Origin of the sequence: Azospirillum sp. TSO5, assembly GCF_003116065.1 — a bacterium.
In the GTDB taxonomy this organism is placed as follows: Bacteria; Pseudomonadota; Alphaproteobacteria; order Azospirillales; family Azospirillaceae; genus Azospirillum.
In genome coordinates, this window is the sequence record NZ_LGQY01000006.1 from 157,756 (window position 1) to 177,848 (window position 20,093).

The 20,093-nt window shown below is 70.1% G+C and carries 15 protein-coding genes; all 15 read left to right on the forward strand.

The features are described 5' to 3' along the window. The first annotated feature begins 4 nt into the window (after positions 1-4). Entirely contained in the window at positions 5-1,285 is a 1,281-nt protein-coding gene (locus TSO5_RS01510) for an FHA domain-containing protein (protein ID WP_109149928.1), read from the forward strand. 54 nt (positions 1,286-1,339) lie between these two features. Then, positions 1,340-2,674 (forward strand): type VI secretion system baseplate subunit TssK, encoded by a 1,335-nt coding sequence (gene tssK / locus TSO5_RS01515; RefSeq protein WP_109149929.1) that lies wholly within the window; start codon positions 1,340-1,342, stop codon positions 2,672-2,674. Between the two features lie 30 nt (positions 2,675-2,704). Continuing rightward, a complete protein-coding gene (locus TSO5_RS01520) occupies positions 2,705-3,475 on the forward strand; it encodes a hypothetical protein (RefSeq protein ID WP_109149930.1) in 771 nt (256 codons plus the stop codon). Next, positions 3,472-5,628 (forward strand): MFS transporter, encoded by a 2,157-nt coding sequence (locus TSO5_RS01525; protein WP_109149931.1) that lies wholly within the window; start codon positions 3,472-3,474, stop codon positions 5,626-5,628. The genes TSO5_RS01520 and TSO5_RS01525 overlap by 4 nt, the downstream gene beginning before the upstream one ends. A gap of 5 nt (positions 5,629-5,633) precedes the next feature. Beyond that, positions 5,634-6,716: an ABC transporter substrate-binding protein gene (locus TSO5_RS01530; protein WP_109149932.1), complete on the forward strand. Its 1,083-nt coding sequence runs from the start codon at positions 5,634-5,636 to the stop codon at positions 6,714-6,716. Between the two features lie 10 nt (positions 6,717-6,726). Next, on the forward strand, positions 6,727-7,518 hold the full coding sequence (locus TSO5_RS01535) for a GNAT family N-acetyltransferase (RefSeq protein ID WP_109149933.1): 792 nt from the start codon (positions 6,727-6,729) through the stop codon (positions 7,516-7,518). A 44-nt stretch (positions 7,519-7,562) separates the two neighbouring features. Then, entirely contained in the window at positions 7,563-8,396 is an 834-nt protein-coding gene (locus TSO5_RS01540; RefSeq protein ID WP_109149934.1) for a hypothetical protein, read from the forward strand. Next, entirely contained in the window at positions 8,393-9,844 is a 1,452-nt protein-coding gene (locus TSO5_RS01545; RefSeq protein ID WP_109149935.1) for a HAMP domain-containing protein, read from the forward strand. Before TSO5_RS01540 ends, TSO5_RS01545 begins: the two co-directional genes overlap by 4 nt. 8 nt (positions 9,845-9,852) lie before the next feature. Beyond that, positions 9,853-12,006: a PP2C family protein-serine/threonine phosphatase gene (locus TSO5_RS01550; protein WP_109149936.1), complete on the forward strand. Its 2,154-nt coding sequence runs from the start codon at positions 9,853-9,855 to the stop codon at positions 12,004-12,006. A gap of 104 nt (positions 12,007-12,110) precedes the next feature. Then, on the forward strand, positions 12,111-12,449 hold the full coding sequence (locus tag TSO5_RS01555) for an STAS domain-containing protein (protein WP_085089672.1): 339 nt from the start codon (positions 12,111-12,113) through the stop codon (positions 12,447-12,449). A 73-nt stretch (positions 12,450-12,522) separates the two neighbouring features. Then, positions 12,523-12,924 (forward strand): response regulator, encoded by a 402-nt coding sequence (locus tag TSO5_RS01560; RefSeq protein WP_109149937.1) that lies wholly within the window; start codon positions 12,523-12,525, stop codon positions 12,922-12,924. 268 nt (positions 12,925-13,192) lie between these two features. Further along, entirely contained in the window at positions 13,193-14,758 is a 1,566-nt protein-coding gene (locus TSO5_RS01565) for a BON domain-containing protein (protein WP_109149938.1), read from the forward strand. 243 nt (positions 14,759-15,001) lie between these two features. Further along, positions 15,002-15,610, forward strand: coding sequence for a TetR/AcrR family transcriptional regulator (locus TSO5_RS01570; protein ID WP_109073069.1), 609 nt, complete (start codon positions 15,002-15,004; stop codon positions 15,608-15,610). Positions 15,611-15,651: 41 nt separating this feature from the next. Next, on the forward strand, positions 15,652-16,932 hold the full coding sequence (locus TSO5_RS01575; protein WP_109149939.1) for an efflux RND transporter periplasmic adaptor subunit: 1,281 nt from the start codon (positions 15,652-15,654) through the stop codon (positions 16,930-16,932). Next, complete coding sequence (locus tag TSO5_RS01580; protein WP_109149940.1) at positions 16,929-20,048, forward strand: efflux RND transporter permease subunit; 3,120 nt, start codon at positions 16,929-16,931, stop codon at positions 20,046-20,048. Before TSO5_RS01575 ends, TSO5_RS01580 begins: the two co-directional genes overlap by 4 nt. Positions 20,049-20,093: the final 45 nt, after the last annotated feature.

Genomic DNA, 20,093 nt, shown 5'->3' on the forward strand with positions numbered 1-20,093 from the left:
TCCGATGAAGCTTCGCCTGACCCTGATCCAATGCCCACCGTCACAGGGCGCCGATATCGCACGCGACCTCGGCACCGGCCGGCTGGTGATCGGCCGCGGCCCCGATTGCGACTGGATACTGAACGACCCGGAACGGACGCTGTCCAAGATCCACTGCATGGTGGAGTTCAAGGGCGGCGTCTACATCGTGATCGACAGCTCGACCAACGGCGTCTTCCTCAACGACGCGCCGGCCCCGATCGGCCGCGGCAATTCCGCCGTGGTGGGGGAGGGCGACCGGCTGCGACTGGGCGGCTTCGTCATGCGCGCCGGCTTCGCCGCGGAAGAGGCGCCGGCCGCCAACGATCCCTTCCTGGCAGTGCTGCGCGGCTCCGACACCCCGACGCAGACGCCGCAGGCGGCGGAGGACGACCCCTTCGCCGTGCCGGCCTTCAACAGTCGCGCGGTGCCGGTGATGCCGATCCCGGAAGACGAGGATCTGTTCGGCGACCTGCCGCGTGCCGACGACCGATGGAGCGACAAGCCGTCCGGCGGCTGGCAGCCGACGGCTGCTGCGGCGCAGCCCGACGCCTACGGCCGCGATGCCGACTGGGCCGGCGCGGCCCAGCGCGATTTCTCGCCGGACAGCCTCGGCACCATCCGCGTGGCGCCCGAACAGCCGGCCTTCGACCAGGGAAGCGGCGGCGGAACCGGTGGACTGTCGATCCCCGACGACTGGCTGGACGATCCGGTCGATCTGCCGCCGGCCCAGTCCTCCCCGCCGGCAATGCCGGCCTTGCCCCCCGCATCGCCACCGCAGCCCCAAGTGAACAGCCTTCCGCCGGAGGATTGGGCGGACGATCCGCTGGTGCCGCCCGCCTTCGGCGCGCGGCCGGCGCCTTCCGCGCCGCCGGCCGCTGACACCGGCTTTGAATCCGGCTTCGCGTCCGGCCCCGGTTCCGACCCCCTGGCCCGCGCGCTGGCCGACGTCGTGCTGTCGTTGGTTCGGCGGCAGGCAGCGCTGGAATCGCTGCTCGGCCTCGATCCGGAGGACACGCTGGCGCAGGGGACCTCGCCCCTGCTCCGTGCGGCGGACGCCGACGATGCACTGGCCCAGCTGCGTGCCCTGCCGCCGGGCGAGGCGGAGGCGCTGCTGCAGTCGGCCGCGGCCGACGGCGCCGCCCACCAATCGGCCCTGCTGGCGGCGGTGCGCGAGCTGACCGGCGAGACCGCCGACGGCGGCGCCCGGCTGGCGGCGCTCTACCGCCGGCTCCTGCCCATCCACCGCCACGCGCTCGGCGGCTGACGGCGGAGGACGACCCATGACGACGACCACCAGCTTGCAAGAGGGAAAGCGCCCATGAGTTGGGACGACAAGGTCATCTGGTCCGAAGGCATGTTCCTGCGGGCGCAGCATTTCCAGCAGCAGGACCGTTACGTCGAACGGCTGGTGCGCGGCCGGGTGGCGGGCTTGCGTCCCTTCGCCTGGGGCATCAGCGAACTGACGATCAACCGCGAGCTTCTGGCCGTCGGCAAGTTCGCCGTGCTGGGCTGCAAGGGCATCCTGGAGGATGGGACGCCGATCAACATCCCCGACGACGACGATCCGCCCCCGCCGCTCGATCTGCCGGAGACGCTGGCGAACAGCATCGTCTATCTGGCCCTGCCGGTGCGCCAGCGCGGCGGCGTCGAGTTCGAGGTCGGCGAGAGTGCCGATGCGGCCACCCGCTATGTCGGCGAGGAGACGGAGACGGTCGACGCCATCGCCGGGTCGGCCAGCGTGTCGCGCATCCGCACCGGGCGGCTGCGCCTGCGCTACCGGCTGGAACGGCAGGAGCGCGCCGGCTACCATTGCCTCGGCCTCGCCCGCATCCAGGAGGTGCGGTCGGACCGCCGGGCCACGCTGGACGACCGCTACATCCCGCCGACCCTGAACGTCCAGGCGCTGGCCCCGCTGGCCGGCTACGTCACCGAGATCCAGGGGCTGCTGAACAGCCGGTCGGAGGCGCTGGCCGCCCGCGTCGCCGGGTCCAACGGGCGCGGCGCCGGCGAGATGGCCGATTTCCTGATGCTTCAGGTCGCCAACCGCTCCGAACCGCTGTTCGCCAACATTGCCCGCATGCCCGACATCCATCCGGAACGGCTGCACGGCATGATGCTGTCGCTGGCCGGCGAACTGGCCACCTTCACCGCGGTCAACAAGCGGCCGCCTGGGTTCCCGCCCTATCGGCACGACGACCTGCAGGCTACGATGGAGCCGGTGATGGCGGAGATCCGCCGCTCGCTCAGCGCGGTGCTGGAACAGACCGCCATCCCCATCGACCTGCTGGAACGCAAATACGGCATCCGCGTCGGCACCATCGCCGACCGCTCGCTCATCACCACCGCCACCTTCGTGCTGGCGGTGCGGGCGGACATGCCGGGCGAGGCGCTGCGCCGCAACTTCCCGGCGCTGGTCAAGATCGGTCCGGTCGAACAAATCCGCGAGCTGGTCAATGTCCAGTTGCCCGGCATCCGAGTAAGACCGCTGCCCGTCGCACCTCGGCAACTGCCCTATCATGCCGGGGCCGTGTATTTCGAACTCGAACGCGGTAGCCCGATTTGGAAACAGCTTGCAACATCGGGCGGAATCGCGGTTCATCTAGCGGGTGACTTCCCCCAAGTGGCGATGGAGCTTTGGGCGATCCGTGGCTGATGTATCACCAATTCATCGTGTAGGGTTGCGATGAGGCTCGGCGGCGTGCTGGCCTTGCGCACGGGCGCCGTCATCGCCGCGACGGTGGCGACGGCTGTTCTGCTTTCCGTCGCCCTGTCCGGGCTGAAATTCGAACAGAAGCTGCGCGAGGTCACGACGTCCCGCCTGACGGTGGTGGCGGACGAAATGAAGCGCCGGGTAGAATATGGGCTGACGCTTGGCCTCGACCTGTCCGAACTGGTCGATCTGCAGGCGCAGGCCGAACGCGCCGCTTCCGGCGAGGAAATCCTCGGGGTGGAGGTGGTGGACGACCGCGGCATCGTGCTTTTCGCCTCCGACCACAACAGCGTCGGCCGCCCCAGCCCGATCCACTGGAGCGAGGAGCCCGGCAGCACGCTACGCCAGCGCGTCGACGGCGACGTGCTGGTCATCGGCACCGGCGTGCGCAACAGTTTCGGCCAGACGGTGGGCGAGGTGATCCTGCGCTCTTCCCTCGCCGGCCTGAAGGCGAGGGTCGCGGCGGTCGAAGGCGGTCTGCGCTTCGGAACCCTGGTGCTGGTTCTGCTCGCCGCGCTTGCGACATTTGCCGCCGTCTTCGTCGTCGTGCGGCAGGGCGGTGGCCGCCGCGGATTGGCCGCCGGCGCGGCACCGCTGGGTGTCGTGCGCGACCGTCTGAACCATGGCATCGCCGACGCCGACCGCGCCATCGAGGACCTGGAGCGGGAGCTGGATGCGATGGCTCCCCTCGGCATTTCATCGGTGAACATGGCATCGCCGATGCCGAAAGGGGCCGTGCCATGACCGGAAAGGGACAATCCAGCGCCGCGAAGGCCGCGCCGGCCCAGCAGCGCGACCCGATCAGTGCGCTGGTGCTGCGGCTGACCATCGTCACGGTGGCGGTCCTGCTGGTGGCGGCGGGGGCGGCATCCTGGCTGTCGCTGCGCAGCTTCGACCCGCTGTTCCAGCCGGAACTCGCGCGCAAGGCGCAGACGGTCGGCGGCCTGCTGGCTGCGCAGATCGACCGCGGCCTCGGCGTCCGCATTCCGCTGGACCGCATGGCCGGTCTCGACGCCCTGCTGGCGGCCGAGGTCGATCGCCACGACGACATCGCCTACATCGCGGTCACCGATCCTGGCGGACGCATCGTGGCGACGGCGGGCAAGCCGCTCGCCGGGCTGTCGTCCGTGCCGGCCGGCCAGCTGTCCGGCCCCGCCGACGGACGGCTGGTGAGCGGCTTCGTCGATGTCGAGAACCCGCTGGGCGGGACCGGCGCCGCGGCCGGCGCGCTGCATGTCGGCATCGACAGCGCCTTCCTGGCGAAGGCCTCCACCGATCTGGCGCTCGACGTGCTGTCGGTGGTCATCGTCTCCGTCCTGCTGATCTTCGAAGTGCTGCAGCTGGTGGTGAATCTCGCCATGCGGCGGGTGCTGACCTTGCGGCTGCTGGCCGACCGGGCGGAAGAGGGCGATTTCCGCGCCACCTTGCCGGTGATCACCGAACCTGCCGGAACGCAGGCCGCCGGCGCCAATGACGACCGCGCGCTGGAAGGCGGCGTGCGGGCCGCGCTCGACAGCGTCAACGCCCGCCATGCCGGCCTCGCCGCGCGGGTGGCGGAACTGCGGCGGCGGCTGGGCAACGACGATCCGCGGGTCGACCGGGCGGAGGCCGGGCTGGCCGCGCTCGCCAGCCGTTTCCGCTTCCGCGATCCGCAGTCCGCGACCCCGCCGCCGACACCGCTGAACCTCGTCTTCCTGCGTCTGCCGGTCTTCCTGTTCTGCCTGTCGGAAGAGCTGTCGCGCCCCTTCCTGCCGGCCTATGCCAAATCCTTTGCCGGCGAGGTGCCGTGGCTGACGCCGGACATGGTGGTCAGCCTGCCGATCACGCTGTTCATGCTGATCTGGGCGCTGTCGCAGCCGGGCGGGGCGCGCTTCTCCGAACGCTGGGGCCGGGCGCGATCCTTCACCATCGGGGCGTTGCTGGGCTCCGTCAGCCTGGCGCTGACCGCCTATGCCGGCTCGCTGTTCGAGCTGATGCTGTGGCGCTGCCTGACCGCGCTCGGCTATGGGCTGGTGCTCATCACCGCGCAGGGCATCGTGGTGGACCACACCACGCCGCGCAACCGGGCGGCGGGCATGGCGATGTTCATCGGCGCCCTGCTGGCGGCCGGCGTCTGCGGCCCGGTCGGCGGCGGCATCATCGCCGATCAGGCGGGCTTCCGCGCCACCTTCCTGCTGGGCGCGGTCCTGGCGCTGGGCTCCGGCCTGTCGGTCAGCCTGCTGCTCCTGCGCGGGCGATCGGCGGCGCGTCCGGCCGGCGCGGCAGCGCGGCCGGCGATGGGCAGCGCGTTGCCGCTGTTCCGCGATTTCCGCTTCTCCGCCCTGATGGTGCTGAGCGCGATCCCGACCAAGATCGCCTCCACCGCCTTCCTCTTCTGCCTCGTCCCGCTTCTGCTGACCGCCGACGGCGCCACCAAGGCGGAGATCGGCCGGGTGCAGATGATGTATTTCGTCGCCTTCATCCTGGTGTCGCCGCTGGCCGCCAGCCTGTCCGACCGCTGGCAGGCGCGGCGCGGCTTCATCGCCGCCGGCGGCATCGGCACGCTGGCCAGCTGCCTGCCCATCGTCGCCACCCAGGCGTTGTGGGGGCCGCCGCTGGCCATCGCCCTGTTCGGGCTGTCCCAGGCGCTGGTCGGCGCGCCACAGCTGACGTTGGTCTCGCAGATCGCCCGCGAGGGCGGCCTGCAGGAGACCGCGGCCATCGGCTGGTACCGTCTGATCGAGCGGCTCGGCGGCGCGCTCGGCCCCGTCACCGCGATGGCGGTGGCGGTCGCCACCTCCTACCGGGAGGCGATGCTGGGCATCGGCCTTCTGTGCGGGGCGAGCGCCCTGCTGTTCTGGATTCTCTTCCGCACCGGCCGGCCGGCCACCCCAGCGACCCGGCCGCAGGAGGCTTGACCGCGATGAGCGCGAACTTCTTCGACGAGGACGACCTCCTCCGCATCCGCCGCCGTTCGCTGCTGCGGCTGGCCGCCGCCGGCGGACTGTCGCTGCCGGGCCTGCCGCTGGCCGGCAACGCGCTGATCGGGTCGGCGCTGGCCGCCACGGTGCCGGACAAGACCTTCCGCATCACCATGGTGCTGGGCCGCGGCGAGAGCGACAACGAATACGGCTTCAAGGACTATCTGGCGCGCCGCGGCCTGAAGGTCGACTACACCATCCGCAACACCGGCGGCGACACCGCCAAGCTGCCGGGCATCATCGAAGAGATCAAGGACACCCGCCCCGATCTGATCTACAGCTGGGGCACGCCGCAGACCCGTGGCCTCATCGGTCCCTTCGACCAGCCCGATCCGCGCAAATACGTCACCGACATCCCGGTCGTCTTCACCTTCGTCGCCGCCCCGGTGGACGCGAAGATCGTGCCCGACCTCGCCCGTTCGGGGCGCAACGTCACCGGCACCATCCACATCGCCCCCATCGCGGTCCAGCTGAACACCATCCAGGCCTATCGCCCGATCAAGCGGCTGGGCGTCGTCTACAACCCGCAGGAGCGCAACTCCGTCCTCACCATTGAGGGTCTGCGGGCGGAGACGGCCCTGCGCGGGCTTGAGCTGATCGAGGAGCCGGTGCCGCTGAACGACCGGGGCGAGCCGATTTCCGCCGCGGTTCCCGACGCCATCGCACGTGCGGCGCAGCGCGGGGCGGAGATGCTGTATATCGGCCCCGACACCTTCATCGCGTTCCACAACCGCAGCGTCGTGGCGGCGGAGGCGTTGCGGCTGCATCTGCCGACCTTCTCCGTCACCGAACTGATTGTGCGCACCGACAAGGCGATGCTGGCGCTGGCGAGCAGCGCCTACGGCATCGGCCGCTTCACCGCCTTCAAGGCGGCGCAAATCCTGCTCGATGGCGTCAAGCCGGCCGAAATCCCGGTGGAAACGCTGAAGCGCTTCTCCGTCATCATCAACATGGCCACGGTGCGGGCACTGGAATATTACCCGCCCATCGGCCTCCTGAACTTCGCGGAAATCATCGAATCGTGAGTGGCGAATTATGAGCGTCCTGCCCCCCGTTCCCCTGCCGTTCGGCGCGATCCCCCTGCGCGGCGATGCCGCGCGCGCGGTTGCCGCCGTCCGCCTGCGGGCGCTGGCCGCCGACCTGCCGGACGGGCTGACCGTCCGCATGATGGACCTGGACGATTCCAACCTGCTCGCCGACTTCCGCGTCCGCGTGGTGGCGACGCTGGAGGACCCCGACCATTACCGCATGGCGGGCGAGGTCGGGAACTTCGTCACCGACCATCTGGGCGACCGCGGCCTGACCGCCGGCATCTTCCGCAAGGGCGCGCTGGTCGCCTACGGCGCGCTGGGCCTGCCGTCGGCCGCCGATCCCAACCGTGGCCGCGACCTTGACCTGCCGGAAGCGGAGCTGCCCTGGGTCGCGCACATGTCATCGGCGATGGTCGATCCGTCGGAGCGCGGGCGCGGCCTGCATCACCGCCTGATCGACTGGCGGATCGAGGTGGCGGAGGCGCTCGGCCGCCGGCATCTCGTCACCACCGTCAGCACGCGCAACCACCGCAGCTGGGGTCATCTGGCGCGGCACGGCATCTATCCGAAGCGGCTGGTCCGCGTCGGCGGCGATCTGGTGCGGCTGCTGGTCCACCGCGACTTCACCGTCGACCCGGTCTTCGACACCGCCAGCGCCGAACTGGTCGCGGTGGAGGAACTGGCCTCCCGCTGGGACGTGTTCGACCGCGGCCATGTCTGGGGCCGCGTCGCGGCGGGCGAGGATGCGTCGCAACGCTGGTACGCGCTGTGCGGCCGGGAACGCGATTCGCGCTGATTGGGCCGCGCTGATCGGCAGACGGCCGGAGGGAGAAAATCGGGATGGGATCGGGCAGTTTCGGAGCACGGCTGGCAGCGTTCGTGGCGGTGGCGGTGTTCGTCGCCGGCCTGTCCGCCGTCGTGCTGTGGACGCGCGAACAGGCGCGCCGCCTGGACGAGGCCGTGTCCTCCCAGGTCGGCTTCGTGCTGAGCGAGGCGAAGACGTCGCTTGAGACCCAGCTGAATCTCGGCTTGGCGTTGGGCGACCTGCCGCAGGTCGATGTGCTGCTGGCCCGCGCCCGCGCCGCCCTTCCCGGCATCCAGTCCGTCGCCGTTCTCGACGAGGCCGGCACCATCCTCTTCTCCACCAACGCGGTGGAGGTGGGGGAGGCGCTGCCGCCCCGCCCGGCATCGGCCTCCGACAGCCCCGGCGGCCCCAATCGCCCCGACGGCGACGTCAGCGGCTTCTGGTCGGAGGTGCGCGGGGCCGAGCGGGTCTATGGCGTCGGTCTTGCCACCAGCTTCGACACTGCGGCTGGCAGCGTGCTGGTGCGCATGCCGTCTGGCGCGATGGCCGAGCCGATGCGTCACTATGCCCTGACCCTGTCCATCGGCGCGGTTCTGATCGTGCTGCCGCTGGCCCTGGTCGGTTGGCTGGCCGGGCTGGGGATCGCCGCCGGTCCGCGCCGGTCTCTGGCGGATCTCGCCGCCGCACTGGAAGGATTGGGGGAGGGCGCGACCGCTCTTCCCGCCCCATCTGCCACCCGATCCACCGCCCGATCCACCGCCCAGGCACTCGGCCTGCCGGCACCCGCCTTCACCGAAGCGGTGCGGCGGCGCCTGACCATCCTCGACGAGGCGGAGCGCGAAGTCGCCCGCCTGGACGAACTCGCATGACATCCCGCAGCCATCGCTCCTTCATGCTCGGCATTCCGGCCGTCATCCTGCTGGCGGCAGCGCTGGCGATGGCCGGGGTCGGGCTTCTCGGCACCTGGCTGGCGCAGGACCAGCTGGGCGAGGCCCGCGCCGCCAAGGCCGCCGCGGTGGCGGAGGCGGTTCAGCACGATCTGGAGCGCGCCATCGGCTATGGCATCCCGCTTCCGCGGATCGAGGGGGTTGGCGCCTTTCTCCAGGGCATCGCCGACCGCAACACTGACATCGGCTTCCTGGCGCTGACCGGCGCCGACGGCGCGCTTCTCCAGTCGGCGGCCACCGGCGGCTCTCTTCCCGACCGCAAGCAGATGGAGACGCTGGCCGCCTCGCTGCGCAGCCTGCCGACGCCCGAGACCCGCGCCGCGACCCTCCAGCCGATCGAGCGCGACGGCTTCCTGATCCTGCGCCTGCCGGTGCGCATCGGCCGCCTGTCCTCGGAAGGCGGCGGCGGTGGGGTGGGGCAGCCGCCCGCCGGCCATGTGCTGGTTGGCGTGCAGCCCGGTCAGGTGCGCGGCCAGATCGCCGGCGAGCTGGCGACCGTGGCGCTGGGCGGTCTGGCGGTCCTGCTGCTGCTGGCCGAACTGGCCGGCGTGCTGGCCCGCGCCAGCTTCCGCGCGCCGCTGCGCCGGCTGGCCCGCGCGATGGAGGAGGCCGCGGCCGGCCGTTTCGCCACGCTGCTGGGCCGCCGTCCGCGCGATCAGGTCGGCCGTCTGCTCTTCTCCTTCAACGCCGTGGTCTTTGGCCTTCACGAGCGCCGCCAACGCTTCGCCGCCCATGCGGAAGAGGTTCGCGCCGCCGTCTTCGACCCGGAGGTCGCCGAGGCCGTCGACCGTACCCGCCGCTCCGCACTGGAGGCGCTCGGCTCCGGCCTGGAAGCCGCTCCCCGGCGCGAGCTCGATTCCCGCGCCGACGACATCCATTCCTTCGCCCTGCTGGCGGCGTCCGCCGCAGCGATGTTGGCGATGGGCTCCGGGGCGGGCGCCGAGGCGGGCGCCGGGAACCCGTCCGGTGGCATGCTCGCCGCTCTGCCGGCAGTGGCGATGGCCGGTCTGGTCGCTGGTTACGCGATCCCCACCCGGCTGCGCCGGATAGCCGCTCTGCTGACCGCGCTGCTTCTGCTGGCGGCGGCCGTCGTGGCAATCGCCGCGCTTTCGACGTCAGCTCTGGCCTCCGGCTTGCTCGGTGCGGGGTCGGGAGGCTTCGCCGCCGGGTTGGCGCTGTCCTATGTACGGCGGCAGACCGGGGACGGTGGTCTTCCATCGATCCTGCGGGCGCTGGCGGTCGGTGTTCTGGCCGCGCTGCTGTGGGCGGTGGCGGTCGATTGGGACGGCGGCTTGCTTGCCGCGTCGGCCCTGCTTCCCGCCGGGTTGGCCCTGCTGCTGGCGCGGCCCATCGTTGTTCCGCGGAGCTGAGAGGCCCCATGCTGCTCCAGACCCGCATCATCCTGTTCGTGCTCGCCACCGTCACCATCGTGGCCGGCCTGCTTCTCGGTTTCGCCGCCCTGCGCGAGGACGCCGCCGACGAGCGCGCGCGTGAGCTGGAACTGGCACGGCTCGAAACCTCCTGGCAGCTCGCCGTTTCGGGTGCCGTCGGCCGCATCGATCAGGGCCTTGGCCGGCTGGCCGGCGACGCCGAGATCGCCCGCGCGGTCGAGGTGGAGGAGCGCGGCGCGCTCGACCGCCGGGTCGCCGCGCTCGGGATTCTCGCCGCCCCCGCCACCGGCGGCATCACCGACATCAACCTGCTGTCGAAGTCGGGCGACCTGCTCTACAGCAGCGATCCGGCCTTCGATCCGGCGCCTCTGCTCAATCGCGGCGCGCTCGACGCCATCCTGTCCGGGCAGAAGCTGGCGCGCGGCGTCCGTCTGGTCGATGGCGAGCGTCTGGTGGTGGTGGCCGGCGTGCCGATCTATGCCGGGACCGGGGCCGGCGGCGGTGCGGGCAGCGGGGCCGGCGTCACCGGTGCGGCGGTGGCCGGCCTGGACTTCGTCTCTGCGCTCGACGTGCTGCGGCGGACCACCGGCGGGCGCGTCTTCGCCGTCAGCCGCAGCGGTGTGGCGCTGGATGGCGAGACCGATCCGCTGTGGCCGGCGATCAAGCCGCTGGTCCGCCCGGCGGAGCGTAGCATCACCCATGTCGCCGACGGCGGGCGCCGCTACGCGCTGGCCAGCCTGCCGGTGGCCGATCTCGCCGGCGGCCGCGTCGCCACCGTGCTGATTGCCACCGACGTCACCCAGGCGGTGGAGGAGCAGGCGCTGTGGTCGGTCGCCTATGTCGCGGCGGTCGGGCTGGTGTTGCTGGGCGCGCTGGGGTTGCTCTATGGTTTCCTGCGGCGGAACTTCTCCACGCTCGACGGGGCGGTGAAGGCGCTTCAGGACCTCTCCCACGGCCGGTCCATGGGCTATGTCGAGCTGCCGGCCGGCAATGACGAGATCGGCCGCATCGCCGGCGCGGTGGAGGTCTTCCGCGGCGTGATGCGCGAGATCGAGCGCAGCGCCGGCCAGCGCGAACGCCGCCTGCGCCGTCAGCAGCGCTTTATCCGCCGCCAGATGGAGGCGCTGGCCGTCACACTGGAGGAGGATGCCCGCCAAACCCTGCTGGAGGAGCTTCGCCAGATCGAGGCCGAGACCCACGATGCCCAATCCTCGCAATCCAAGGGGGTGGGCGACGAGCTAGGCCTGCTGGCGCTGGGCTTCTCCCGTCTGGCGACGCGGGTCAGCACCCAGCAGGTGCAGCTGACCCAGATGGTGCGCGACCTGCGCGAGGCCCTGGAGGACAAGCGCCGCCTCATCAGCCTGCAGCAGGAGCTGGAAATCGCCCGCACCATGCAGCTGACCATCCTGCCCCAGGTCTTCCCCGATCTGGCCGAGCTGGACATCGCGGCGCGCATGATCCCGGCCAAGGAGGTCGGCGGCGATTTCTACGACTTCTTCCCGATTTCCGAGCACAAGGTGGCGCTGGTCATCGCCGACGTGTCGGGCAAGGGAATCCCGGCCGCCTTCTTCATGCTGATCACCCGCACGATGCTGCGCGCCATTGCCGAATCGGGCGTCGGTCCTGCGGAGACGATGCGCCGGGTCAACAACCTGCTGGCGGCGGAGAACGAACAGATGATGTTCGTCACCGTCTTCTATGGTGAGCTGGACCTGCGCACCGGCGTGCTGGCCTATTCGAACGGCGGCCACAACCCGCCGCTGCGCATGACCGCGTCCGGCGCGGTGAAGGAGCTGGAGCGCACCCCCGGCATCGCGCTGGCCGCCATGCCCGACATGCCCTTCGGCGAGAAGAGCGTCATGCTCGACACCGGCGACATGGTCTTCCTGTTCACCGACGGCGTCACCGAGGCCTTCAACGGCGAGGACGTGATGTACGGCGACCCCCGCCTTGCCGCCGCGGTCGCCGGCCAGTCCAGCGCGTCCGCCCGCGATGGGCTGGACGGGGTGCTGACCGACGTGGCCCGCTTCACCGCCGGCGCGCCGCAGTCCGACGACATCACCTGTCTCGTCCTGCGCTGGCGCGGGGCGGCGGACGCTCCGGTGTCCGCCCTGGCGGCGCTGTCCGATCCGGTCGCCTGACGGCGGCATTCGGGAGGAATCGTCCGCCGCACCGCGAATGCGTCGTCGGGCGTCCACCGACGTGGTATAAGCACCAACGTGGTAAGACGAGGCGAGGGCAGGGTATGAACATCACCGAACAGTCGGTCAACGGCGTCACCGTTCTGCGGGCGGAGGGTCGGATCGACAGCGGCAATGCCGGCGAATTCGAATCGGCTCTGCTGTCGGCCATCGGCGCCGAAGGCACGCGGCTTGTTGTCGATATGGCCCAGCTTTCCTACATCAGTTCTGCCGGGCTTCGTTGTCTGCTGGTCGCCGCCAAGGCGGCACGGACGAAGCGCGGCTCGATCGCCCTTTCAGCCATGGCGCCGCACATCCGCGAGGTGTTCGACGTCAGCGGCTTCTCGTCCCTGTTCGAGATCCACGCCGACGCGGCTGCGGCGGTCGCGGCTCTCGGCGGGTGAGGGGATAAGGGGCGGGCTTCCGCCGGCCGTTGCCGGCTTTTCGATAAGGCGGTTCCCAAAAGGAACCGGGTGTATGATGGGAAGTGCCATTCGGCCCAACATCCTGGTCGTGGAGGATTCTCCGGCCGTCCGCCTATCCGTCGCCGGCTATCTGGAAGGGCGCGGTTTCGAGGTGACCGAGGCGGAGAACGGACGCGCGGCCATCCGCGCGCTCGACCGCCGCAGCTTCGACCTGATCGTCACCGATGTGCTGATGCCGGAGGTCGACGGGATCGAACTCATCAAGGCCGCCCGCAGCGCTCAGCCCGACGTGAAGATCCTGGCCATGTCCGGCGGTGCGCCCAACATGCCGGCCGGCTATCTGCTGAAGATGACGCGCATGTTCAATGCGGACGAGATCATCTACAAGCCCTTCCTCAATGAAGAGTTGGGGGCCGCGGTTGCCCGTCTGCTCGACCAGCCGCTGCCAAATTAAGCAGATCGACACGTCTGCCCAATAATGGGGCGCAAAAGAAAACGGCTTCGGTGCATGAAGCGCCGAAGCCGCAAGTGATGCGTGGAACCAACCGCTCTGCACCACGCAAGCGCCGTGCCAGAACTCTCGGGATCGCCGGGGGCCGGCCGCTGAAAATCCGGAACGCCGTTTGACCGCTCCTGTTGTTCGGGGAAGGACGGGCGTGCCCACGCCTTTCGTGGCGCGACGCCCGCACCCCAAGAATCCGGAAAAGAGGGAGCCGACCACGATGGCGCAGTATGAGAATCGGTGGCGGGGCGAAGGCCGCGACTGGCGCGACGACGACCGGGAGCCGAACCGGCATCGCGACTGGGGCGAGGGGCCGCAGCGCACCGGCGTCTATGACCAGGACGACGACCGCCGTCACGAAAGCATGTATCGCACGCAGGCCCACCGCCACCAGGACGACCAGGGCCGCAGCTACCGCGACGCCGGCTATGGCGGGCGCGTCGGCAACGAATCCGGCGGCTACGGCCGCGAGTCCTATTCCGACAGCGACGACCGCCGCGGCGATACCTCCCGCGAGATGGAGCGGGTCTATGACCGCAGCTTCGGCGGTGGACGTGACATGAGCCGCGGCGGCTACGGCGCCGGCTATGGCGGGCGGTCCGGGTCCAGCGGTTATGGCGGTTATGCCGGCGCCGGCAATGCCGGGACCGAGGGCAATTACACCAACCGCGACGTCGGCAATGCCGATTACCGCGACCGCGATTACGGCGTGCGCCCCTATGGCGAGGGCGACCGTGGCGTGCGTGGCCGCGGCTCGCTCGGCTATGGCGGGCGCGAGTATGGCGAACGTGACCGCGATTACGGCTCGCGCGGCTATGGTTCCCAGGGCGGCACCCAGGGCAGCGGCTATGGCGGCGGCTACGAATCCGGTCGCGACCGTGGCGATTGGGAGCGTGGCGACTGGAGCCGGCGCGATTTCGGCGGCAGCTCCTCCACCAGCTACGGCGGCGGCCAAAGCGGCGGCGGCTACGAGCGTGACGACCGCAACCGCTCCTGGGGCGAGGACCGCGGCAGCATGTTCCGCGGCGGGCAAAGCCGCAGCGACTATGGCGGCGGCTACGCCGACGACCGGTACGAGCGCCGGGGCGACGACCGTGGCCGGAACCGTGATCGCGGCTTCTGGGAACAGGCCGGCGACGAGATCGCCTCCTGGTTCGGTGACGACGATGCCGAGCGGCGCCGCCGCGAGGACGAACGCCGTGCTTCCCAGCATCGCGGCCGTGGCCCGCGCGGCTACAGCCGTTCCGACGAGCGCGTGCGCGAGGATGTCAGCGACCGCCTGACCGACGACGCCTATGTCGACGCCTCCGACATCGAGGTGACGGTCAGCGGCGGCGAGGTGACGCTGACCGGCATGGTGCCCGACCGGCACACCAAACGCCGGGCCGAGGATGTCGCCGAATCGGTGTCCGGCGTGTCGCACGTGCAGAACAACCTGCGCGTCCGCAGCCAGACCGGAAACCAGAGCGACACCGGCTGGGGCAGCTCCACCGGCGCCGGCGCCTCCGCCATGGCGACCGCGGGCGGCGGCGGCACCTCCACGTCGATGTCCGGGACCACCGGCGGCCATCAGGGCTCCGACACCACCAGGGCCGGCACCGCCGGCGGGCTCGGCGTGGGCACCGGCGCCAACACCGGCTCGGCCTCGCCGACCAGCACGGGGACCGGCGCCGGCACCAGTGGCGGTCCGGCCGGAGCCTCGGCCGGCACCGGGTCGATGGCCGGCTCGACCACCGGCGTGGCCGGCTCCACCGGCACCGGCCGTTCCCCCGCCACCCGGAGCTGACCGGAAGGCATCGCCTTCCGATACAAGGGCGCGAAGCCCGGCCTCCCAGGCATCTCCGCCTGGGCGGGTCGGGCTTCGCGCCTTTTTCATGCGGGAACGGCGCCTGCCGTCGTCACGCCGTCAGTCCCTTGCCGGGCAAGGGTTTTCCGCAGATGACGCGGAATTCATTTTTCTTGGAGACTGGTTCCTTGACACTCTAAGGATCTCGACTATCGTCAATTTTGAAACCCGTGAGTTCCATTCATGCCTCTTGATGCGGAAGAGATACCTGACTGGCGCGCTCGGCGGCGCGAGGTGATCCTCAACGCCGCGGCGGAGCTGTTTGCCGGCCGCGATTACGCCTCCGTCCAGGTGGAGGAGGTGGCGAAGCGGGCTGGCGTGGGCAAGGCAACGCTCTACCGCTACTTCCCCTCCAAGGAAGAGCTGTATCTGGAATCGCTCGAACGGGCGCTGGGCGGGCTGGAGCACAAGCTGAACGCCGAACTGGCGCCGCAGCAGGTTCCCGCCTCCGTCCGCCTGTCGGCGATGGTCTCCGCCCTGGTCGGCACGTTGAGCGAGCAGTTGCAGACGCTGAAGCTGCTGGGCGGCGACCAGTCCGATCTGGCCGACCGCAGCCGCCGCATTCTGCGCCGCCGCAGCCAGCGCAGCGCGACGGCCCTGCAGCAGGTCCTGGCGGAGGGCATGCAGTCGGGCGAATTCCGCAAGATCGACCTGGAAATCGTGCCTCTGCTGATCATCGGCATGGTCCGTGGCGGGATCATGCAGGTGGGCGACCGCCCGCGCGAGGCGCTGGAGCGCTCCGTCATCGATCTTCTGATGTCCGGCATCACCAACCTGCCCCCCTTCATATAAGCGCTGCCGGACCCCGGCTCCGGCGTCTGGAGTCCTCGCCTATGAGACGGTTTTTCCTGGTCCTGCTTGTTGCCGCACTGATCGGCGGCGGCGGGTACTATTGGTATGCCTCCCACACTGGCGGGGCGGGCAGCGGGACCACGGCGGGTGGGGCGGCGAACGGGGCGAAGACCCAGGCTCAGGCATCCGCCCGCACCGTGCCGGTGGTGACCCAGAAGGTGGCGGTGCAGGCCGTGCCGGAGCAGATCGTCACCATCGGCAGCGTCCAGCCCATCGCCGCCATCGCCATCAAGGCCCGCGTCGACAGCGTCGTGGAGACCGTTGCCTTCACCGAGGGGCAGGAGGTGAAGACCGGCGACACGCTGTTCACGCTCGACAGCCGCTCGCTCGACGCCCAGCTGCGTCAGGCCCAGGCCAATCTGGAACGCGACCGCGCCAATCTGGACAAGGCCAAGGGCGACGTGAAGCGCTATGGGGAGCTGGTGCGCACCAGCGCCATTTCCCGCACCACCTATGACGCCGCCGTCGCCACCGCTGATGCGCTGGAGGGGACGGTGAAGGCCGACCTCGCGGCGATCGAGGCGGCGAAGGTATCGCTCAGCTTCACCCGCATCACCGCGCCGATGGACGGCCGCACCGGCACCATCACCGCCAAGGTCGGTACCATGGTGCGCGCCGCCGACGCCAACCCGCTGGTCACCCTGACCCAGCTTCGTCCGATCAACGTCGCCTTCAACGTTCCGGAAAAGCACCTCCCGGCGATCCGCGCCGCGATGGCCGCCGGCTCGCTTGCCGTGACTGCCAGCATCGCCGGCAGTCACGGTGAGACGGCGCAGGGCAAGCTGTCCTTCGTCGACAGCCAGGTCGACCAGCAGACCGGCACCATCCTGGTGAAGGGCGAGTTTCCGAATGCCGACACCCGGCTGTGGCCGGGCCAGTTCGTCGACACCGTCCTGACCCTGCGGGTCGAGCAGAACGCGCTGACCATCCCCGATCTGGCGGTGCAGACCGGCCAGAAGGGCCGCTTCGTCTATGTCGTCAAGCCCGACGAGACGGTGGAGGTTCGCCCGGTCACCGTCGAGCGCAGCCATGGCGGCCTCAGCGTCGTCGCCTCCGGCCTGCAGGCCGGGGAGCGGGTGGTGGTCGATGGCCAGTCGCGCCTGTTCCCCGGCGCCAAGATCAGCGAACGCGCCGGCAAGCCGGCCGCTCCCCCGCCCGGCGAGACGGCCGAAGGCGGGCGGCGCCAGGGCTCCGCTGCCCAAGGCTCCGCCGTCGAGGAGACCGCCGGCACCCGGACGCAGACCACCGGGAGTGCGACGTGAACCTCTCCGAACTCTGCATCCGCCGTCCGGTGATGACCATTCTCCTGACGGCGGCGCTGGTGCTGGGCGGTCTGGCGGCCTACCGCCAGCTGCCCACCGCGGCGCTGCCGCGGGTGGATTTCCCGGTCATCAGCGTCAGCGCCAGCCTGCCCGGAGCCTCGCCGGAGACGATGGCGGCGTCGATCGCCAGCCCGCTGGAGCGCGAGTTCTCCACCATCGCCGGCATCGACACCATCACGTCGAACAGCACGCTCGGCAACACCAGCATCACCATCCAATTCGTGCTGGAACGCGACATCGACGCGGCGGCGGCCGACGTGCAGGCGGCCCTCGCCCGCACCCAGCGCCGGCTGCCGGCAGAGATGACGACGCCGCCCAGCTACCGCAAGGTCAACCCGGCCGACCAGCCGATCCTGTTCCTGTCGCTGAACTCGCCGACCCTGCCGCTGGCACGCCTGAACGACATCGCCGAGACGCTGATCCAGCCAAAGGTCGCGACCCTGCCGGGCGTGGCCCAGGTGCAGATCTACGGCTCGCAGAAATACGCCGTTCGGATTCAGGTCAACCCCAACGCGCTGGCTTTGCGCGGCATCGGTATCGACGAACTGCAGAAGGCGCTGGCCGCCGCCAACGCCAACACCCCCGTCGGCACCCTGACCGGCCAGCAGCAGCAGCTGGTGATCGCCGCCAATCCGCAGCTTCCCGACGCCGACGCCTTCCGCCAGCTGATCGTCGCCTATCGCAACAACGCCCCCGTGCGGCTGGGCGACGTGGCGAAGGTGCTGGACAGTGTGGAGAACGACCGCACCGCCAGCTGGCTGAACGGCACCCGCAGCATCATGCTGGCGGTCCAGCGCCAGCCCGACGCCAACACGGTCGACGTGGTGGACCGCGTGCGCGAGCTGGTGCCGGTCTTCCAGACCCAGCTTCCGGCCGCCGCCGCCATCCAGGTGGTCAACGACCGCTCGCAGTCGATCCGTCAGGCGGTGGAGGACGTGCAGTTCACCCTCGGCCTGACCATCGTGCTGGTCGTTCTGGTGATCTTCCTGTTCCTGCGCCGGCTGTCGGCGACGCTGATTCCGGCGCTGGCCGTGCCGATCTCGCTGATCGCGACGGCGGGCGGCATGCATCTGCTGGGATTTTCCGTCGACAACATCTCGCTGATGGCGCTGACCCTGGCAGTCGGCCTCGTGGTGGACGACGCCATCGTGATGATGGAGAACATCGTCCGCTACGTCGAAGAGGGGATGAAGCCGTTCGAGGCCGCAATCAAGGGCTCCCGCGAGATCGGCTTCACCATCCTGTCGATCACCCTGTCGCTGGTGGCGGTCTTCATCCCGATCCTGCTGATGGGCGGCGTTGTCGGGCGCCTGTTCCACGAGTTCGCCCTGGTCGTCACCATGTCGATCGCCGCGTCGGCCTTCGTGTCTCTGACGCTGACGCCGATGATGTGCTCGCGCTTCCTCACCCACGCCCATGACCAGAAGGAAGGGTGGTTCGGCCGCACGCTGGAGGCGGGCTTCTCCGCCCTGCTGAACGGCTATGGGCGGACCCTGCGCTGGACCCTGCGCCACCGGCCGCTGATGGGGCTGGTGATGATCGGCACCATCATCGGCACCGTCCTGCTCTATCAGGCGATCCCCAAGGGCTTCTTCCCGACCGAGGACATCGGCCAGATCTTCGTGACGACGGAGGCGCGGGCCGACATCGCCTTCCCGTCGATGGCGGAACGGCAGCAGCAGGTCGCCGCCATCGTCAAGGCCAACCCGGCGGTGGTCGACGTCATCTCCTCCGTCGGGACCGGCGGCAACACCGGCAACCAGGGCCGCATGTTCATCACCCTGAAGCCGCGCGACGAGCGCCCGTCGGCGACCGAGGTGATCCAGCAGCTTCGCCGTCAGGTCGCCGGCATCCCCGGCATGGCGGTCTACATGCAGCCGGTGCAGAACCTGCGCATCGGCGGCCGTGCGTCCAAGAGCCTCTATCAGTACACCATCCAGGGCCTGGACCTGGACGAGTTGTACCAATGGTCCGGCCGGCTGGAGCAGGCGCTGCGCGGCATTCCCATCCTGCAGGACGTCACCAGCGACCTTCAGCTCAACAACCCCCAGGCCTATGTCCACATCGACCGCGAGAAGGCGGCGACGCTGGGCATCGGCGTCGATCAGGTGCGCTCGACCCTTTACAGCGCCTTCGGCCAGCGGCAGGTCTCGACCATCTACACCCCCAGCAACGACTATCAGGTGCTGATCGAACTGGAGCCGAAATACCAGGGCGACGACAGTTCGCTGTCACGCATCTATGTCCGTTCCACCACCAGCGGCAAGCTGGTGCCGCTCGACGCCTTCGCGCGGGTGGAGCGCACGGCCGGCCCGCTGGCGGTGGCCCACCAGGGCCAGCTTCCCGCCGTCACCCTGTCCTTCAACCTGGCGCCCGGCGCCTCGCTCGGGCAGGCGGTCGACCTGATCCGTGGGGCGGAGCGCGAGATGGGGCTGCCCGCCACCATCACCACCGGCTTCGCCGGCACCGCGCAGGTGTTCCAGGATGCCCAGTCGGGGCAGGCCCTGCTGCTGGCGGCGGCGGTGCTGGTGATCTACATCGTGCTGGGCGTGCTCTATGAAAGCTTCATCCACCCGCTGACCATTCTGTCCGGCCTGCCCTCGGCGGCCATCGGCGCGCTGGCGACGCTGATTCTGTTCGACACCGAACTCAGCGTCATCGCCATCATCGGTATCCTGATGCTGATCGGCATCGTGAAGAAGAACGCGATCATGATGATCGACTTCGCGGTGGAGGCCCGGCGCAACGGCATGGCGGCGCGCGACGCCATCGAGCAGGCCTGCCTGCTGCGCTTCCGCCCGATCATGATGACCACCATGGCGGCGATCATGGGCACCCTGCCCATCGCCATCGCCCACGGCGCCGCCGCCGAACTGCGCCAGCCGCTGGGCCTCGCCGTGGTCGGCGGGTTGTGCGTGTCGCAGGTGCTGACGCTCTACATCACGCCGTCGCTCTACCTCTACATGGAAGATTTCGGCCACTTCGTCGGCAACCTGTTCCGCAGCCGAAAGGCGGACGTGCCCCACGGCCCGATGCCGGCCAGCGGCGACGATTGAGGGGCGTTATGCCCCCTCCCTAACCCTCCCCCACCTTCGGTGGGA

What these genes read in the sequence shown, in the direction of transcription:
- TSO5_RS01510 (WP_109149928.1), top strand. Translation starts at nt 5, where the DNA reads ATGAAGCTTCGCCTGACCCTGATCCAATGCCCACCGTCACAGGGCGCC.
- tssK (WP_109149929.1), top strand. Translation starts at nt 1,340, where the DNA reads ATGAGTTGGGACGACAAGGTCATCTGGTCCGAAGGCATGTTCCTGCGG.
- TSO5_RS01520 (WP_109149930.1), top strand. Translation starts at nt 2,705, where the DNA reads ATGAGGCTCGGCGGCGTGCTGGCCTTGCGCACGGGCGCCGTCATCGCC.
- TSO5_RS01525 (WP_109149931.1), top strand. Translation starts at nt 3,472, where the DNA reads ATGACCGGAAAGGGACAATCCAGCGCCGCGAAGGCCGCGCCGGCCCAG.
- TSO5_RS01530 (WP_109149932.1), top strand. Translation starts at nt 5,634, where the DNA reads ATGAGCGCGAACTTCTTCGACGAGGACGACCTCCTCCGCATCCGCCGC.
- TSO5_RS01535 (WP_109149933.1), top strand. Translation starts at nt 6,727, where the DNA reads ATGAGCGTCCTGCCCCCCGTTCCCCTGCCGTTCGGCGCGATCCCCCTG.
- TSO5_RS01540 (WP_109149934.1), top strand. Translation starts at nt 7,563, where the DNA reads ATGGGATCGGGCAGTTTCGGAGCACGGCTGGCAGCGTTCGTGGCGGTG.
- TSO5_RS01545 (WP_109149935.1), top strand. Translation starts at nt 8,393, where the DNA reads ATGACATCCCGCAGCCATCGCTCCTTCATGCTCGGCATTCCGGCCGTC.
- TSO5_RS01550 (WP_109149936.1), top strand. Translation starts at nt 9,853, where the DNA reads ATGCTGCTCCAGACCCGCATCATCCTGTTCGTGCTCGCCACCGTCACC.
- TSO5_RS01555 (WP_085089672.1), top strand. Translation starts at nt 12,111, where the DNA reads ATGAACATCACCGAACAGTCGGTCAACGGCGTCACCGTTCTGCGGGCG.
- TSO5_RS01560 (WP_109149937.1), top strand. Translation starts at nt 12,523, where the DNA reads ATGATGGGAAGTGCCATTCGGCCCAACATCCTGGTCGTGGAGGATTCT.
- TSO5_RS01565 (WP_109149938.1), top strand. Translation starts at nt 13,193, where the DNA reads ATGGCGCAGTATGAGAATCGGTGGCGGGGCGAAGGCCGCGACTGGCGC.
- TSO5_RS01570 (WP_109073069.1), top strand. Translation starts at nt 15,002, where the DNA reads ATGCCTCTTGATGCGGAAGAGATACCTGACTGGCGCGCTCGGCGGCGC.
- TSO5_RS01575 (WP_109149939.1), top strand. Translation starts at nt 15,652, where the DNA reads ATGAGACGGTTTTTCCTGGTCCTGCTTGTTGCCGCACTGATCGGCGGC.